Origin of the sequence: Pseudomonas sp. NFACC37-1 (genome assembly GCF_900101575.1) — a bacterium.
In the GTDB taxonomy this organism is placed as follows: domain Bacteria; phylum Pseudomonadota; class Gammaproteobacteria; order Pseudomonadales; family Pseudomonadaceae; genus Aquipseudomonas; species Aquipseudomonas fluorescens_AA.
Genome location: NZ_FMUZ01000005.1, coordinates 264,269 through 280,667 on the forward strand (window position 1 = coordinate 264,269; position 16,399 = coordinate 280,667).

Consider the following 16,399-nt stretch of genomic DNA (forward strand, 5'->3'; position numbering starts at 1 on the left):
GCGCTTCATTTTTTCGCCCGTGCGGAGACACGCCATGACCTCGATTACGCCGCTGCCACCCTGCTCCATTCTGCTCTTGGCGGGTGGTCGCGGGCAACGCATGGGCGGTCAGGACAAAGGCCTGGTGCAGTGGCAAGGCGAACCGCTGATTGCCCATATCCATCGCCAGACCCGCGCCCTGAGCGATGACCTGATCATTTCCTGCAACCGTAATGCACAACGTTACGCACCGTATGCCGATCAGTTGGTGCATGACGAGGAAGGTGACTTTCCCGGGCCACTGGCGGGCATCCGGGCAGGTCTCAAGGCTGCGAGGCACCCGTATTTGCTGGTGCTGCCGTGCGACGTGCCGCAGGTCGACGCCAGCCTGCTCGACAACATGCGCAGGACGGCCAGCCAGCACCCCGATCAGCCATTGATGGTGCGGCACGGCGAGCATTGGGAACCGCTGCTGTGTGTCATCCCGCTGGCCCTGGCAGCGAGCTTCGAAAAAGCCTGGAGCGAAGGCGAACGAAGCCCCGGTCGGGTTATGCGCGCGTTGCACGCCGTTGCCTTGCAATGCCCTGCCGACGATCCGCGGCTGGCCAATCTGAACACCCCGGAGTTACTGGTCCGACATAAAGGCGTGTCAGATTGACACTAGCCAGGAACTTGCGCGCAATGTATACGTCTGAAGGTCAGTAACTTGAAGAATCCATTTCGGAGAAACACCATGACACAACGGACCCTCGCCACGTTCATGCTCGCTCTGGGCCTCGCCACCCTTGCCGGGTGCGCTTCGCCAACAGTGATCACCTTGAATGACGGTCGCGAAATCCAGGCCGTCGATACCCCTCATTACGATGAAGAAAGCGGCTTCTACGAATTCGAGCAGCTGGATGGCAAGCAGACTCGCGTGAACAAGGATCAGGTTCGTACCGTTAAAGACCTGTAATCTTCAGCGCTACCGCCAGATACGAAAAGCCCGCAACATTTGCGGGCTTTTTATGCCTGGTCGAAAACCATGGGCACTACCACTGCAATGTAATCTCACTCTGGAATACACGCTCCTGGCCGGTGACCGGATCGATGAAACGCAGCCCTTGTGCCAGTAGCTTGAGCGGGTTGGCGTAGTCATCCTCGGCGTCCCGAAGCACGTCAGGGTAAAACGGATCGTTGCAGATACCCGCTCCCAGGGCATTCATATGCACCCGCAACTGGTGTTTCTTGCCCGTGACCGGAGACAACCCGTAGCGCCACAGGTCACCGTGTCTTTCCAGCACTTCGATGGCCGTTTCGGTATTGGGCTCGCCCGGCCCTTCCTGCATCCGAAAGAACGGCTCACCGTCGATCATCCGGCTTCTATGCACCCGGGGAAAGGTCAACCCAGGCAACGCGCGGGCAATGGCCTGGTAGCGTTTCTCGATCTGCCGCGTCGGGAACAACGACTGATAGGCCGAACGGGTGTGCGGGTTGGCTGAAAACAACACCAGCCCGGCCGTGTGCCGGTCAATGCGGTGCAAGGGCACCAGATGCGGGTTGTCCAGCCGCCGGATCAGCCGTCGTAACAAGGTTTGCTCAACGTATTCGCCCGCCGGAGTGACAGGCAGAAAATGCGGTTTGTCTGCCACCACCAGATGCTCGTCGGCATACAGGATCGACTCCACCACCGGGATCGGCTTCTCGTCGGGTACTTCACGGAAGTAGTGGATGCGCAGGCCTTCGCGGTAGGGCAAGTCGACATGGATGGCCTTGCCCTCCCCGTCCAATACCCGGCCCCGGGCGATCCGGTCCAGCCACTGCTCGCGACTGATGGCACTGAAATGCTCGCACAGGCACTCCAGCACCGTCGGCCAGGAACCGGGCGGCAGATACAGCGTACTGGCCTGATGATGAGCGGCGGAAAACGATGAACCGGGCATTGAAAACTCTCAGGCGTTTTTGCAGGGCGGCATTATCCGACAGTCGCACCGCGCAGCCCAGCGATGATTGCTTTACGCCGTGACTGACGTCGATTTGGCCGCCGCTTCGGTGAACTCCTTCAACCAGCGCAGCACTTCCACCGCCTCCCAGCGACCGGGATCGTACAGCGCGTACAGCAAACCCTGGTAACCCACCACATCCAACTGTTTGTGATAGCCGGCACGCTGGAACAACGCTTCGATCTCGGCGAAACAGGTGTTGAAATGCAGTTTATTGAAGGGCGTCTTGCCTTCGGTCACCAAGCCATCCAGGCGTAGCTCCAGGACCGCCTCACGCACAACGTCCGCGGACATCCTGTTTACGCTGCTTTTCAGTTGTTCGACATTGACCAAGGGTATGCACTCCAGATAACTGTATGAACATACAGTAACCGAAGAACGCGATTTTCGCCAATGGCCTCGTATGAAGGCACGCCGGGAAATGGGTCAACGCAGAAAGGCGGCAACCCGGTCGGAGTCATCGAAAGGCCAGTCCAGCTCCGCACCAGTATCGATTCTGCGCAGGACCGGGATACGTAGCTCATAGGCTTCGAAAAAAGTCTCGTCCTCGGCGATATCCACCAGTTCCACCAACAATCCATGTTCGACGAAAGGCATCAGCACCCCTTCGGCAACTTCACAAAGATGACACCCCAGGGTGCCGAACAACTGGCATTCAGGAAGCATGGCGGGTAGACCCAAAAAAGATAGACGATCATTCTAGGCCCGCCTCGGAAAACCGTCGAGTCGCTGGCTCGCTTCCGGGTGTTTCGGTAAAACGCTGATGCAAATCACTGAACATGAATGCTTTTCCAGCGACGCTGGTCGCATTTTCCCCTCTACGCTTTGCCTTGTAGCCTTGAAACGGAGTTCCCCTTGTTTGCCAACCTGCTGATCATCCTTGCCTCGTCCCTGGTGGTCATCGCCCTCTTCAGGCGGCTGCGCCTGCCGCCCGTGCTGGGTTATCTCTGTGTCGGGCTGGCGGTCGGGCCTACCGCGCTGGACTGGGTCAACGACAGCGAGGAACTGCCGGATCTGGCCGAGCTCGGGGTGGTGTTCCTGTTGTTCTCGTTGGGGCTGGAGTTTTCCCTGTCGAAAATGCTCGAACTGCGTCGGGTCGTGTTCGGCCTCGGCAGCCTGCAGGTGCTGTGTTCGGGGGCGCTGCTGGCGGGATTGCTGGCCGTGTGCGGCGCGCCGGTGATCGCCGCGCTGCTGCTCGGCGCGGGGCTGGCCTTGTCCTCCACCGCCATTGTCAGCAAGGAGTTGACCAGCCTGGGCGAGATCTTCAGCAGCCACGGCCAGAACGCCATTGGCGTCCTGTTGTTCCAGGACGTCGTCGCGGTGCTGCTGTTGACCCTGGTGCCGGTCTTCGCCGGCAGCAGCGAGCACCCGTGGTACTGGGCGCTACCGCTGACCCTGGGCAAGACTCTGGTGTTGTTTGGTGGCCTGCTGCTGACCAGCCGGCTGCTGTTGCCCCGGCTGTTTCATGAGGTGGCGGCGTCCCGGTCCGCAGAACTGTTCGTGCTGCTGGCCCTGGTGATCGTGCTGCTGACGGCATGGCTGACCCACTTGCTCGGCTTGTCGCCGGCCCTGGGGGCTTTCCTGGCGGGTATGTTGCTGGGGGAAAGCCACTACCGGCATCAGATCGAAGCCGACATACGTCCGTTCCGCGACATCCTGCTGGGGCTGTTTTTCGTTAGCATCGGCATGCTGATCGATCTGCAACTATTCCTCGATGATGGCCTTTTGATTCTGGGATTGACCCTCGGCCTGATGCTCCTCAAGGGCTGCGTGGTCGCCGCCCTGGTGAAATGGCGCGGCAGTGATGGGGAAACCGCCTGGCGCAGTGGCCTGGCCCTGGCCCAGGGCGGCGAATTCTGTTTTGCCTTGATGGCGCTGATGCAACAGAACAGTCTCATGCCCGCCGACATCAGCGGCCTGCTGCTGGCCGCGACATTCTGCTCGATGCTGCTGACGCCGCTGTTGCTGCGTGCGGCGCCGCGCATCGCCGCGCGCCTGCATCGCAAACCCAACGAAGAGGCGCAACTGGACCAGATCAGCGCACTCAATGCCGGCTTGTCGGATCACGTGGTGATTTGCGGCTACGGGCGCGTCGGCCAGTCCATCGGGCGCTTCCTGCGCCGCGAAGGCCAGGCGTTCGTCGCCCTGGATGACGACCCGGTGATCATCCAGGAAGCCACCGTCGGGGAAAACTGCGTGCATTACGGCGATTCGCGACGGGGTGACCTGCTCGCCGCCGTTGGCTTGAGCCGCGCCAGGCTATTGGTGATCGCGGTGGATAAGACCGACATCGCCATCACCGTGCTCAAGGCGGCCCGGCGGGTCAACCAACAGGTGCCGATCCTGGTGCGCACCCGCGACGACAGCCAATTGGCCGAGTTGCAGGCAGCCGGGGCCAGCGAAGTGGTCCCGGAACTGTTGGAATCGAGCCTGATGCTGGCGTCCCACGCCCTGATCATGCTTGGCCTGCCGGAACAACAAGTCCGGCATCATGTGGATCAGGTCCGTCATGACCGTTATCGCCTGCTCCACGGTTTTTACCCTGGCAACCAGGACAAGGAGCCCTAGTGTCCTGTGCAACGATCAGTCCTGGCTGACCGCGCCGATCTTGTGAATCGACAGGTCTGCGCCGTAATACTCTTCTTCCTGGGTCAAGCGCAGCCCCAGCACGGCCTTGATTGCGCCATAGACCGCGAACCCACCGGCCAGGGCGACGACGACACCCAGCGCCGTGCCGATCAACTGGCTGATCAGGCTGACCCCACCCAGGCCGCCCAAGGCAACCTGGCCAAAGACGCCACAGGCAATGCCACCCCAGACTCCGCACAACCCGTGCAGCGGCCAGACGCCGAGCACGTCGTCGATCTTCCACTTGCCTTGGGCCGCCGTGAAGCACCAGACAAACAAGGCACCGGCAATGGCACCGGTGGCCAACGCACCCACCGGGTGCATCAGGTCGGAACCGGCACAGACCGCCACCAACCCGGCCAGCGGGCCGTTGTGCAGGAAGCCTGGGTCATTGCGCCCGACAATCAATGCCGCCACGGTACCGCCCACCATGGCCATCAACGAATTGACCGCCACCAGCCCGCTCACCCCAGGCAGGGTCTGGGCACTCATCACGTTGAAACCGAACCAGCCGACAATCAGGATCCACGAGCCCAATGCCAGGAATGGAATGCTCGAAGGCGCGAACGCCACCAGGCGACCGTCCCGGTAGCGGCCATTACGCGGGCCGAGCAAAAGCACCGCGGCCAACGCCAGCCAGCCGCCCATGGCATGCACCACCACGGAACCGGCGAAGTCATGGAAGCTGGCGCCGAACCGAGCTTGCAACCAAGCCTGCACGCCAAAATTGCCGTTCCAGACCAAGCCTTCGAAAAACGGGTAGACAAACGCCACGATCAACACCGTGGCGCACAATTGCGGCGCGAACCGCGCACGCTCGGCAATACCGCCGGAAATGATGGCCGGGATCGCAGCGGCAAAGGTCAGCAGGAAGAAGAACTTCACCAGGCTGTAGCCATGATCGGTGCTGAGTACCGTCGCCGGCTGCAGGAAGGTCACACCATAGGAAATCCAATAACCGACAAAGAAATAGGCCAGGGTCGAGACCGCGAAATCGCTGAGGATTTTCGACAGCGCATTGACCTGGTTCTTCTGCCGGACCGTTCCCACTTCAAGGAACGCGAAGCCGGCATGCATGGCCAGGACCATGACCGCGCCGAGCAGGATGAACAGCGTGTTGGAGCTGTGGACCAGACTGTCCACGGCACTTTGCATATTTTCCATGGTGTTGGCAGACCTGAAAAAGTTTAAAAAAGCACCAAACCGGTTCACTCACCCCATGAGCGCACCAAGTTGAAACGACTCATTGGCCACAAACAGGCCGATGAACTGCTTTGGTGCGTCAGATCAGGCAAAACGAAGTGCCGCTTCGACGTGCTTCGCGGGTTTTGATTATTGGGTTAAGGTTTTACGGGCTTTCGCCCAGCTTCAGCGCACTGGCGCAGACTGACGCACCAGTACATGGCAGAAGCCTGAGCAAAAGTTGTACCAGTCACTTGCACTGAACCTTCCGGCAAGGCTCATACTCGAACGCTTCAGACGTCACTTACGGAGATTCACCCATGGCCAGAACCCAGGCAAAGACTGCTCAAGAAATCCTGATGGAAGATTTTCAGACGCTGGTCAGCGACACGGAGCGCTTGCTCGATCACACCGCGACGCTGGCAGGCGATCAGGCCGATGCGCTGCGCAGCCAGATCCACGAAACCCTCCTGCGCGCCCGGGAAACGCTCAAGCTGACCGAAGACTCCATGCGCGAACGCGGCCAGGCTGCTGTAGTCGCCACCGAGGAATACGTACAGGCCAACCCTTGGCAATCGGTAGGCATTGCCGCGGGCGTTGGTTTTCTGATCGGTCTGCTGGCGACACGGCGCTGATCATGGGTATCGACGAATCCGGCTCGTCCGAAGCGGGCACACAACCGACAGCGCGCCGCCTGGGCGCGGCATTTCTTGGCTTGCTGCACAGCCACGTCGAATTGTTCGGCATGGAGTTGCAGGAACAGAAGGCACGCACCGTAAGCCTCCTGCTGTTCGCCGGCCTTGCGCTGGTGTTCGGCCTGCTGCTGTTGGTCGGGCTTTCGGCGCTGGTGCTGATCCTGGTATGGGACACCTATCGCCTGTCGGGCATTATCGGCCTGTGCCTGTTCTACCTGCTGGCGGCCCTGTTCTGCGGTCTTCGACTCAAGGCAGCGATCTACGATGAGTCCTCTCCTTTCAACGCCACCCTCGAAGAACTGGCCAATGACCGGGAGCGCCTGCTGCCATGAGCCTGCCTGATATTCCCCAAGCCCGGACACGACAGGAAATGCGCAAGGCACTGGTGCGCCTGCGCATGGAAATGCATCGCCAGGAAATCCGTCAGGAGACACGCCAATTGCTGCAACCCCTGCATCGGGTGCGCGGCTTGACGCAAAGCTGGCACGAAGGTTTCGGCATCAAGCACGCGCCACTGTGGGGCGTGGCGGCAGTGTCCCTGCTCGGCTTCCTCACCGGCAAACGGACCCGCCATGGCGGTGGCGGTGGCTTGACAGGCCTGATCCGCCTGGCAACGACATTGCTGCCGTTGGTCAAGCTGGCCAAGGACCTGCGCAAACCCTGACGACCGATACCCTGTGGCGAGGGCCACAGGGTTAGGTATCCGGTTTGTGCAGGCCCATAGGCCTTGCAGGGCGACCCACGAACCGGGAAGCTAGGGCATCGACATCATCGAACGGAGCAACCGGCCTTGGATTGGCATACCCTGCTGACTCGCGAACGTCTCGGAAAACCGCTGCACAGCCCGCAAGAGCTGGGTCGTAGTCCCTTCCACAAGGACCACGACCGCATCATCTTTTCCGGGGCCTTCCGCCGCCTGGGGCGCAAGACGCAAGTGCATCCGGTTTCCAGCAACGACCACATCCACACGCGCCTGACCCATTCCCTGGAAGTCAGTTGCGTCGGGCGCTCCCTGGGCATGCGCGTGGGAGAAACCATCCGCAATGCCCTGCCCGACTGGTGCGAGCCCAGCGACCTGGGCATGGTGGTGCAATCGGCTTGCCTGGCCCACGACATAGGCAACCCGCCGTTCGGCCATTCCGGCGAGGACGCCATTCGCTATTGGTTCCAGCAGGCCGCCGGGCGGGGGTGGCTTGATGCGATGAGCGAAGCCGAGCGCAACGACTTCCTCAATTTCGAAGGCAACGCCCAGGGCTTCCGCGTCCTCACCCAGCTTGAATACCATCAGTTCGACGGCGGAACCCGGCTGACCTATGCCACCCTCGGTACGTATCTGAAATACCCCTGGACCGCCCGCCACGCCGACTCCCTGGGCTACAAGAAGCACAAGTTCGGTTGCTACCAGAGCGAACTGCCACTGCTGGAGCAGATTGCCCACAAGCTCGGTCTGCCCCAGATCGAGGATCAACGTTGGGCACGGCATCCACTGGTGTACCTGATGGAGGCCGCCGATGACATCTGCTACGCGCTGATCGACCTGGAAGACGGCGTGGAGATGGATCTGCTGGAATACCCACAGGTGGAGTCGCTGCTCCTGGACCTGGTGGGCGACGATCTTCCGGACACCTATCGGCAACTGGGGCCGCTGGACTCGCGGCGACGCAAACTGGCGATCCTGCGAGGCAAGGCCATCGAACACCTGACCAACGCCGCCGCCCGGGCGTTTGTCGAGCAGCAGGAAGCGTTGCTTGCCGGCACGCTGCCAGGGGACCTGGTGGAACACATGCACGGCCCGGCCAAACGCTGCGTGTTGAATGCCAAGGACATGGCGCGCCGGAAAATCTTCCAGGACAAGCGCAAGACCCTGCATGAAATCGGCGCCTACACCACGTTGGAAATCCTGCTAAACGGCTTTTGCGGCGCAGCCCTCGAACAGCACGGCGGCCGTACGCCTTCGTTCAAGAATCGCCGCATTCTCGACCTGCTGGGGAACAATGCGCCGGATCCCAATGGCCCTTTGCATGGCGCGTTCCTGCGGATGATCGACTTCATCGCCGGCATGACCGACAGCTACGCCAGCGAAATGGCCCAGGAAATGACAGGCCGCACGCGCCAATAAAAGGCCCCCTTTGCAGCACCTCGAAAAAATGTGGGAGCGAGCTTGCTCGCGATGACGGAGGTACATCCAGCATCGATGTGCACAGATCCATCGCCATCGCGAGCAAGCTCGCTCCCGCAGGGGGATTGGCGGTGCATGTGGTTTTTTAGCGCCATCCCACAAGGCGTTTGAAGTAGATAAATAATGTATGGCTTTACACAAACCTTGATTAAAACGTTCCCTTTGTTTGCATAAACAACACAATCAGAGAAATATCCCTTCACACACTGCCAACATCTTCCCCTCTTATTGTCATCCACCTACTAAAAAACCGATTACATCGTAATATCTTGCCTCTTTTTTTGTAGGAAACTTCTGAAATTGAAGTTGCATGCCCGTCTCTTCGTACGACCCTGGCTGTAAGTGGGCTAAGGTGCGCGCTTTATTCAAGTTCGCAGGGTAATTTATTCATGAACTCCGTTTTCATTGTCGACGATCATCCGGTCATCCGCCTCGCCGTTCGCATGCTCCTGGAACATGAGGGCTATAAGGTCGTAGGAGAAACTGACAACGGCGTCGACGCGATGCAAATGGTGCGCGAATGCATGCCGGACCTGGTTATCCTGGACATCAGCATCCCCAAACTTGACGGGCTGGAAATTCTGTCACGCTTCAACGCCATGACCACGCCGCTCAAGACACTGGTGCTCACGGCACAGTCGCCGACGCTTTTCGGTATCCGATGCATGCAATCCGGTGCCTCCGGTTACGTTTGCAAACAGGAAGACCTCAGCGAACTTGTCAGCGCGATCAAAGCGGTACTGTCCGGCTATAACTATTTCCCCAGCCAGGCGCTGAACCCGGTACGCCCGGATGATCCACGCAGTATAGAGCTGGATCTTTTCAAAAGCGTCAATGATCGGGAACTGATGGTACTGCAACTTTTTGCCCAAGGCCGAACCAACAAGGAAATAGCCAAGGGGATGTTTCTCAGTAACAAAACCGTCAGTACTTATAAAAAACGCCTGATGCAGAAACTCAAGGTCAAGTCCTTGGTCGAGCTGATTGAAATGGCGAAGCGCAACGCGCTGGTGTGAGAAAACAGGATGCTCAGACGCATAACCGAATGTCTCCTGCTGATCAGCGCAGTGTTATATACAGGAGTGCTCGCGGCGACACCGGATGCGCCCGGGCAATACACGCTGCTGGGGCGCTCATCCATGGCCCAGGCCGAGATCAAGCTCGATGATGTTCACCGCGCCTGGCTAAAAAGCCGACAGGAGCTGGTCCTGGGCACTTCCGCACCGGATTACCCGCCCTTCGATCTCTCCGCCAGCGGACGCGACTACGAAGGCCTGACCGCCGACTATGCCGACATCCTCGCCAAGTCCACTGGCTTGCCCATGAAAGTGCTGCGTTTCGCCTCCCGTGAGGCAGCCGTGGCGGCGCTCAAGGACGGGCAAATCGACATGCTTGGCACCGCCAACGGTTTCGAGGCCCGCGACCCCGACATTGCGCTGTCGACGCCGTATGCAGTGGACCAACCCGTTCTCGTCACCCGAACGAATGAAAGCCGATCCCTGAATGAAGACCTCAAGGGTTTGCGGCTGAGCATGGTCTATCACTACCTGCCGCTGCGGGAAATCGAAAAACTCTACCCCAAGGCAATCATCACCACCTACCCGTCCTACCAGAACGCCATCAATGCCGTCGCCTTTGGCCAGGCCGATGTATTTCTCGGCGATACCCTGTCCACCCACTACATGATCAGCAAGGGTTACTTGAGCAATATCCGCATGGCCAGCTTCGGCAAACATGAATCCTATGGATTCGGTTTCGCCGTACGCCGTGGCGATACCCGCTTGCTGGAGATCATCAACGCGACGCTGAACCAGGTCCCCGTCGCCGAACAGACGGCCATTGCCAAGCGCTGGAGTGCGGGCAGCGACCTGTACCTCACGGACCACCGGGTACAACTGACCGACCGCGAGCGACGCTGGCTGGCCAGGCACCCGGTGGTCAGGGTGGTGGTGAACGAAACCTCCGCCCCCTTCACCTTCTTCGATCCGGACGGCGATTTTCGCGGCATCAGCGCCGACCTGCTGGAGCTGATCCGGCTGCGCACCGGCCTGCGCCTGGACATCCAGCGCCGCCAGAACGACAGTGAAATGATTGCCGCGGTCCTCAACGATCAAGCCGACATGATCGCCGCGCTGTTGCCCAGCAGTGAACGGCAACGCCAGTTGAAATTCAGCCGCCCCTACGTCGACAGCTCGTTCGTCCTGCTGACCCGCAAGTCGTCCGACACGCCCACCACCCTCGATCAGTTCGGCCACGCCAGCCTGGCGATCGCCACGGGCAATCCGCTCACTGAATGGCTACGCAGCCAGTACCCGAGCATCCGGATCATCGAAACGGACGGCCCCTTGCGCGCCGTGGAAATGCTCGCCCATGGCCAGGTCGACGGCAGCGTGAACTCGCAGGTGATGGCCAACTACTTCATCTCCTCCCATGCGTGGCGGGACCGGTTGCAGATCAGCAGCACGGTGGGTACCCAACAGGCGCTGTTCGCGCTGGCCACGGCCAAACACGCCAGCGAGTTGAACGCCATCCTCGACAAGGCCCTGACCAGCATCGACCCCGACGAACTGGGCATCATCAACAACCGCTGGCGCGGCTACGTCTCGCCCTCGGAACACACCTGGCGCACGTATAACCGCCTGTTCTTCCAGGTCGTCGCGGGCGTTGGCCTGTTGCTGCTGCTTTCCCTGGCGTGGAACGCCTACATGCAGCGCCAGATCAGGCAACGTCAACGGGCGGAACTGGCCCTCAACGATCAACTCGAATTCATGCATTCGCTGCTCAATGGCACCCCCCACCCCATCTACGTGAGGGATCGCAACGGTATCCTGCAGAGCTGCAACGACAGTTACCTGGAAGCGTTCAACGCCAGGCGCGAAGACGTCATCGGCAAGGACTTGATGCCAGGTTCCATGAGCAACGCCTTCGAAGCGCAGGAGTACCAGGCGGACTACCAGCGCGTCATGGCCGAAGGTAATGCCCTGATCGTGGACCGTCCCCTGCACATCGGCGACCGGAAGCTGACGATCTATCACTGGATCCTTCCCTACCGAAACTCCGCCGCGCAAGTGCAAGGCATCATCGGCGGCTGGATCGACATCAGTGAACGACGGCAGCTGTTCGAGGAACTGCGCGCCTCCAAACAACGAGCCGATGATGCGAACCGCGCCAAAAGCACGTTCCTGGCCACCATGAGCCATGAAATACGCACCCCGATGAATGCGGTGATCGGCATGCTCGAGCTGGCCCTGAAACACGCCGACAAAGGCCACGTGGACCGCTCGACCATCGAAGTCGCCTACGAATCGGCCTCCGGCATGCTCGAACTGATCGGCGATATCCTGGACATCGCCCGTATCGAGTCCGGCCATCTGACCCTGGCTCCCGAACGCGTCAATCTCAGGACCCTGCTGCAATCGGTCATACGGGTCTTCGAGGGTGTGGCCCGGCAGAAGAACCTGGCGTTGTCGCTGCAGTTCGATGCCACCGAGGGCAACCCTGACGTGTTGATAGACCCCTTGCGATTCAAGCAGGTACTGTCGAACCTGATCAGCAATGCCCTCAAATTTACCGAGCAGGGCCAGGTCGTGGTCAAGGTCCGGCTATCGCCCACCGAGCGGGACGACGTCCTGCACATGCATCTGGAGGTCAACGACAGCGGTATCGGCATCGGCCCGGCAGACTTGCAACGCTTGTTCGCGCCGTTTGCCCAGGTCGATAACACCAGCCGAATGGCCCGCAAAGGCGCGGGATTGGGGCTGGTGATCAGTCGCAACCTGTGCCGGATGATGGGCGGCGACCTGCATATGAGTAGCCAACCCGGCGTCGGCACCCAGGTCCAGGTCCACCTGCAACTGACCGTCCTGGCGACGGCGCCGGTGAGCATCCCACTCGAACCGGTCATCGAAACGGCCCAGGTCGCCTTGAACATCCTGATCGTGGACGATCATCCCGCCAACCGCCTGCTGATGTCCCAGCAATTGGAATACCTCGGCCATCACTACCGGGTCGCCCACGATGGCGCCCACGGGCTCGAGGTCTGGCGCAAAGGCCATTTCGACCTGGTCATTGCCGATTGCAACATGCCCATCATGAGCGGTTACGAACTGGCCCGCTCGATTCGTCGCGATGAGTCCGAACAGCGACGGTCGCCCTGTACCCTCCTGGGGTTCACCGCCAATGCTCAACCGGAGGAAAAACAACGCTGCCAGGACGCAGGCATGGATGACTGCCTGTTCAAACCGATCAGCCTGAGCGCGTTGAGCCAGTGGATCAAGACGGTCAAACCGGTCGCTCACCCAGCGGTTTTCAGCGTGCACAGTCTCCAGGCGCTGACCGGCGGCGATCCTTCGTCCAACCGGCGCCTGCTGGCGGAGTTACTCAGCAGCAGCCGCACGGACCGCCAGGAGTTGCTCGACGTTGCCCAGGGCGCAAACCGCCAAGCGCTGACCGAAACGGCGCACAAGATAAAAGGCGTCGCCCGCATCGTCCAGGCGACCACCCTGATCCAGCGGTGCGAGGCGCTGGAGCAGGCGTGCCATCTGGCACAGGCACCTGAACGAATCAGCGCCTGCATCGACGCCCTCGACCGCGCCATGACCGAACTGGAGCAGGCTCTGCAAACGGAGATCGCCAAGGCAAAATAATCCAGCGTTTACTATGCTATTCGCTCAGCTGTGCGTACCTGGGGGGGTCTCGATCGGTTTCCCTTGCACGCGGGAACACCCATCGAGAACACCCCCCTGACACTTGGAGTGACTGCAATGCCCAGCGCACCGCGTCCGGACAAACGCCGGTTCCCCCTGCATGTCCACATCAGCGTGATGTTTACCCTGCTTTTGTTGTTGACCGGGGTGGTGCTGGGTATTTTCAACTACCGGCAAACCACGCAAATCATCCTGTCCAGCAGTGAAAAACTGTTCAACCGCATTGAACAGGAGGTGCGCCTGGACTTGTATGACACCTACGAACCCATCCGCCACCTGCTGAGCCTGCTGGCCGACTACCCGGCGACACGCACGCCCCAGATGGCGCAACGCCTGGCCCTGCTCGTGCCCTTCAGCCAGGCATTGCGGGACAACCCGAACCTGGCGTCGTTGTACCTGGGCGATCAGCGCGGCAATTTCCTGATGGTCCGGCCATTGCGCACCACGGCGCTGAAAACCGCCCTGCAGGCACCCACCGAGGCGGCCTATCAAGTCTGGACCGTGGAACGGGCCAACGAGCAAGGCCCGGTCCATTCCCGATCGCTGTTCTACGACGAAACCCTGACGCTCATCGATCACCGCGACATCGCCGACGAAACCTACGATCCGCGCAGCCGCGGCTGGTTTCGCAGCGCCGCCGGCAGCACCGAGCAGATCACCACCGAGCCCTACGTTTTCTTCTCCACGCATAACGTCGGCACCACCCTCGCCCGGCGCAGTGGCGAGCAGGCGGTCATCGGCGCCGACCTGACCCTGGCGGCCCTGTCCCAGACCCTGGCCAAGCACAAGGTGACCACCGGCACCGAGATCGTGTTGCTCGATCCCAAGGGCAACGCCGTGGGTTATCCCGACAGCGACCGGCTGCTCGCCGACGCCCAGTCGGCGCGCCTGATCAAGGCCCGCGACCTCAACCCGGCCATCGCCGCCGTCCTCGATGACAACACGGACACGACCCGTCTGGAAGCGGCCGGACGCCAGTGGATCGTTTCGCGCAGCCACATGCAGGAAGGCGGGCCCCAAGGCCTGGAACTGGCGTTGCTGGTGCCTGAGGACGAACTGCTGGACAACGCTTATCGCATGCGCTGGCAAGGCGCGCTCATCACCCTCGCCACCCTGTTGCTGTGCCTGCCCCTGGGCTGGCTGACATCCAGGATCCTGGTCAAGCCCTTGCGCGAACTGGTGCGAGAAGCCGACGCCATTCGCAGCTTTGACTTCAACTACCCGGTGTCCCGCCGCTCCCCGGTGCTGGAGGTCGATCAATTGAGCGTCTCGATGGCACGCATGAAAGAGACCCTGGCAAGTTTCTTTGAAATCACCGCCAGCCTGAGGGCCGAAACCCGCTTCGCCCCGTTGCTGGAGCGGGTGTTGTTCGAAACCGTGAAAATCGGCCAGGCCCAGGCCGGCCTGATCTACCTGCGCGAGAACGACGAAAACCGGCTCAAGCCCTATGGGCTGGTGATCGATGGAACCCCCAGGAACCTCGACGCCTTCAAGCTGGGCAGTCATGGGCTACAGGCGGGCGACAGCCCGCAATGGCTCCAGCAACTGGCCGTCTCGGACAATCTCGTGACCTCCCTGGGCTTCGAGCAGGCGGCGGACCTGCAAGGCATCCTGCAGGCACTGGACTCGCCTCGGGTCCACCTGATCGGCATCCGCCTGAGCAATCGCCACCAGGAAACCGTCGGCGTATTGGTGTTGCTGATCAACGACAGCGGCACCGAAGCCGACCTGGAAAAACTCCAGCCGGACCGCATCGCCTTCCTGCAAGCCGTGTCCGGCGCCGCCACCGTGAGCATCGAGGGCCAGCGCCTGCAAGCCAAGCAAAAGCAACTGCTGGACGCCTTCATCCAACTGCTGGCCGGCGCGATCGATGCCAAGAGTCCCTATACCGGCGGCCATTGCCAGCGGGTGCCGGTCCTGACCCTGATGCTCGCCCAGGCCGCTGCCGCCAGCCAAGCCCCGGCGTTCATCGCCTACCGGCCCACGGAGGATGAATGGGAAGCCCTGCACATCGCCGCCTGGCTGCACGATTGCGGCAAGGTCACCACCCCCGAATACGTCGTCGACAAAGCCACCAAACTGGAAACCCTGAACGACCGGATCCACGAGATACGCACCCGTTTCGAAGTACTCAAGCGCGACGCCTGGATCGATTACTGGCAGGCCGTGGCAAACGGCGGCGAGGCGTCATCCCTGGCACGACAGCGTGATGCGACATTGACGGCACTGGATGACGACTTTGCTTTCGTCGCCCGCTGCAACCTGGGCTCCGAAGCCATGGCCGAGGCCGATCTGCAACGCCTGCGACATATCGCACAACGCCCGTGGACCCGGACCCTCGATGATCGCCTGGGGGTTTCCTGGGAAGAAAACCGGCGCCAGGCCCGCACGCCCAAGTCGACACTACCGGTCACCGAGCCGCTGTTGGCGGACAAGCCCGAACACCTGTTCGAGCGCAACGCGGCCGAGCTGATCCCGGCGGACAACCCGTGGGGCTTCCAGCTCGATGTGCCGGCCTGGAAATACAACCGCGGCGAGCTCTACAACCTGAGCATCACGCGAGGCACGCTGACGCGCGAGGAACGCTATGTCATCAATCATCACATGGTGCAGACGATCCTGATGCTCAGTCAGTTGCCCTTCCCTAGCCACCTGAACAACGTGGCGGAGATCGCCGGCGGGCATCACGAGAAAATGGATGGCAGCGGTTACCCCAAGCGCCTCAAGCGCGAGGAGATGAGCCTACCGGCACGGATGATGGCCATCGCCGACATTTTCGAAGCACTGACGGCGGCCGACCGCCCCTACAAGAAGGCCAAGACGCTGAGCGAGGCCTTGGGCATCATGGCCACCATGTGCCGTGACGCCCATATCGATCCCGAGCTGTTCTGGCTGTTCATCGAAGAAAAGATCTACCTGAGCTACGCCGAGCAGTTCCTCGACCCGCACCAGATCGATGAGGTCGCCCCCGACAGCCTGCTGGTCAAGGCCGGGCTGAAGGCATGAATGTTATCCCTGTAGGAGCTGGCGAAGCCTGCGATCTTTTGA

The 16,399-nt window shown here is 60.9% G+C and carries 14 protein-coding genes; 10 read left to right on the forward strand and 4 right to left on the reverse strand.

All coding sequences use genetic code 11. The features are described 5' to 3' along the window. Window positions 1-34: 34 nt before the first annotated feature. Window positions 35-637 (forward strand): molybdenum cofactor guanylyltransferase MobA, encoded by a 603-nt coding sequence (mobA, locus tag BLP82_RS09005; protein WP_092166815.1) that lies wholly within the window; start codon window positions 35-37, stop codon window positions 635-637. Window positions 638-712: 75 nt separating this feature from the next. Beyond that, a complete protein-coding gene (locus tag BLP82_RS09010) occupies window positions 713-934 on the forward strand; it encodes a YgdI/YgdR family lipoprotein (protein WP_003199454.1) in 222 nt (73 codons plus the stop codon). 76 nt (window positions 935-1,010) lie between these two features. Here the strand turns inward: BLP82_RS09010 and BLP82_RS09015 are convergent, their stop codons facing one another. The 3 genes from BLP82_RS09015 to BLP82_RS09025 form a co-directional block, all read right to left on the reverse strand. Continuing rightward, a complete protein-coding gene (locus BLP82_RS09015; protein ID WP_092166816.1) occupies window positions 1,011-1,901 on the reverse strand; it encodes a pseudouridine synthase in 891 nt (296 codons plus the stop codon). Between the two features lie 72 nt (window positions 1,902-1,973). Further along, window positions 1,974-2,294 (reverse strand): hypothetical protein, encoded by a 321-nt coding sequence (locus BLP82_RS09020; protein ID WP_003199451.1) that lies wholly within the window; start codon window positions 2,292-2,294, stop codon window positions 1,974-1,976. A 93-nt stretch (window positions 2,295-2,387) separates the two neighbouring features. Next, window positions 2,388-2,627 carry a glutaredoxin family protein gene (locus tag BLP82_RS09025; protein ID WP_092166817.1) on the reverse strand — a complete coding sequence of 80 codons (240 nt, stop codon included), beginning with the start codon at window positions 2,625-2,627 and terminating at the stop codon, window positions 2,388-2,390. Between the two features lie 189 nt (window positions 2,628-2,816). Here BLP82_RS09025 and BLP82_RS09030 point away from each other — a divergent pair, with 189 nt between their 5' ends. Next, window positions 2,817-4,529 carry a cation:proton antiporter gene (locus BLP82_RS09030; protein WP_092166818.1) on the forward strand — a complete coding sequence of 571 codons (1,713 nt, stop codon included), beginning with the start codon at window positions 2,817-2,819 and terminating at the stop codon, window positions 4,527-4,529. 15 nt (window positions 4,530-4,544) lie between these two features. Here the strand turns inward: BLP82_RS09030 and BLP82_RS09035 are convergent, their stop codons facing one another. Continuing rightward, on the reverse strand, window positions 4,545-5,753 hold the full coding sequence (locus BLP82_RS09035) for an ammonium transporter (RefSeq protein ID WP_092166819.1): 1,209 nt from the start codon (window positions 5,751-5,753) through the stop codon (window positions 4,545-4,547). 338 nt (window positions 5,754-6,091) lie between these two features. Between BLP82_RS09035 and BLP82_RS09040 the strand changes: the two genes are divergently transcribed. The 7 genes from BLP82_RS09040 to BLP82_RS09070 all read left to right on the forward strand — a co-directional run bounded on the left by BLP82_RS09040 (window position 6,092) and on the right by BLP82_RS09070 (window position 16,357). Next, complete coding sequence (locus BLP82_RS09040) at window positions 6,092-6,406, forward strand: ElaB/YgaM/YqjD family protein (protein WP_092166820.1); 315 nt, start codon at window positions 6,092-6,094, stop codon at window positions 6,404-6,406. A gap of 2 nt (window positions 6,407-6,408) precedes the next feature. Then, window positions 6,409-6,798: a phage holin family protein gene (locus tag BLP82_RS09045; RefSeq protein WP_060738527.1), complete on the forward strand. Its 390-nt coding sequence runs from the start codon at window positions 6,409-6,411 to the stop codon at window positions 6,796-6,798. Further along, complete coding sequence (locus BLP82_RS09050) at window positions 6,795-7,130, forward strand: hypothetical protein (RefSeq protein WP_060738528.1); 336 nt, start codon at window positions 6,795-6,797, stop codon at window positions 7,128-7,130. Before BLP82_RS09045 ends, BLP82_RS09050 begins: the two co-directional genes overlap by 4 nt. Before the next feature lie 126 nt (window positions 7,131-7,256). Further along, on the forward strand, window positions 7,257-8,585 hold the full coding sequence (locus tag BLP82_RS09055; RefSeq protein ID WP_053183171.1) for a deoxyguanosinetriphosphate triphosphohydrolase: 1,329 nt from the start codon (window positions 7,257-7,259) through the stop codon (window positions 8,583-8,585). 449 nt (window positions 8,586-9,034) lie between these two features. Further along, complete coding sequence (locus BLP82_RS09060) at window positions 9,035-9,661, forward strand: response regulator transcription factor (protein ID WP_014337291.1); 627 nt, start codon at window positions 9,035-9,037, stop codon at window positions 9,659-9,661. Window positions 9,662-9,670: 9 nt separating this feature from the next. Then, window positions 9,671-13,291, forward strand: coding sequence for a transporter substrate-binding domain-containing protein (locus tag BLP82_RS09065; RefSeq protein ID WP_092166821.1), 3,621 nt, complete (start codon window positions 9,671-9,673; stop codon window positions 13,289-13,291). A gap of 117 nt (window positions 13,292-13,408) precedes the next feature. Next, on the forward strand, window positions 13,409-16,357 hold the full coding sequence (locus tag BLP82_RS09070; protein WP_092166822.1) for an HD domain-containing phosphohydrolase: 2,949 nt from the start codon (window positions 13,409-13,411) through the stop codon (window positions 16,355-16,357). The last annotated feature ends 42 nt before the right edge of the window (window positions 16,358-16,399 follow it).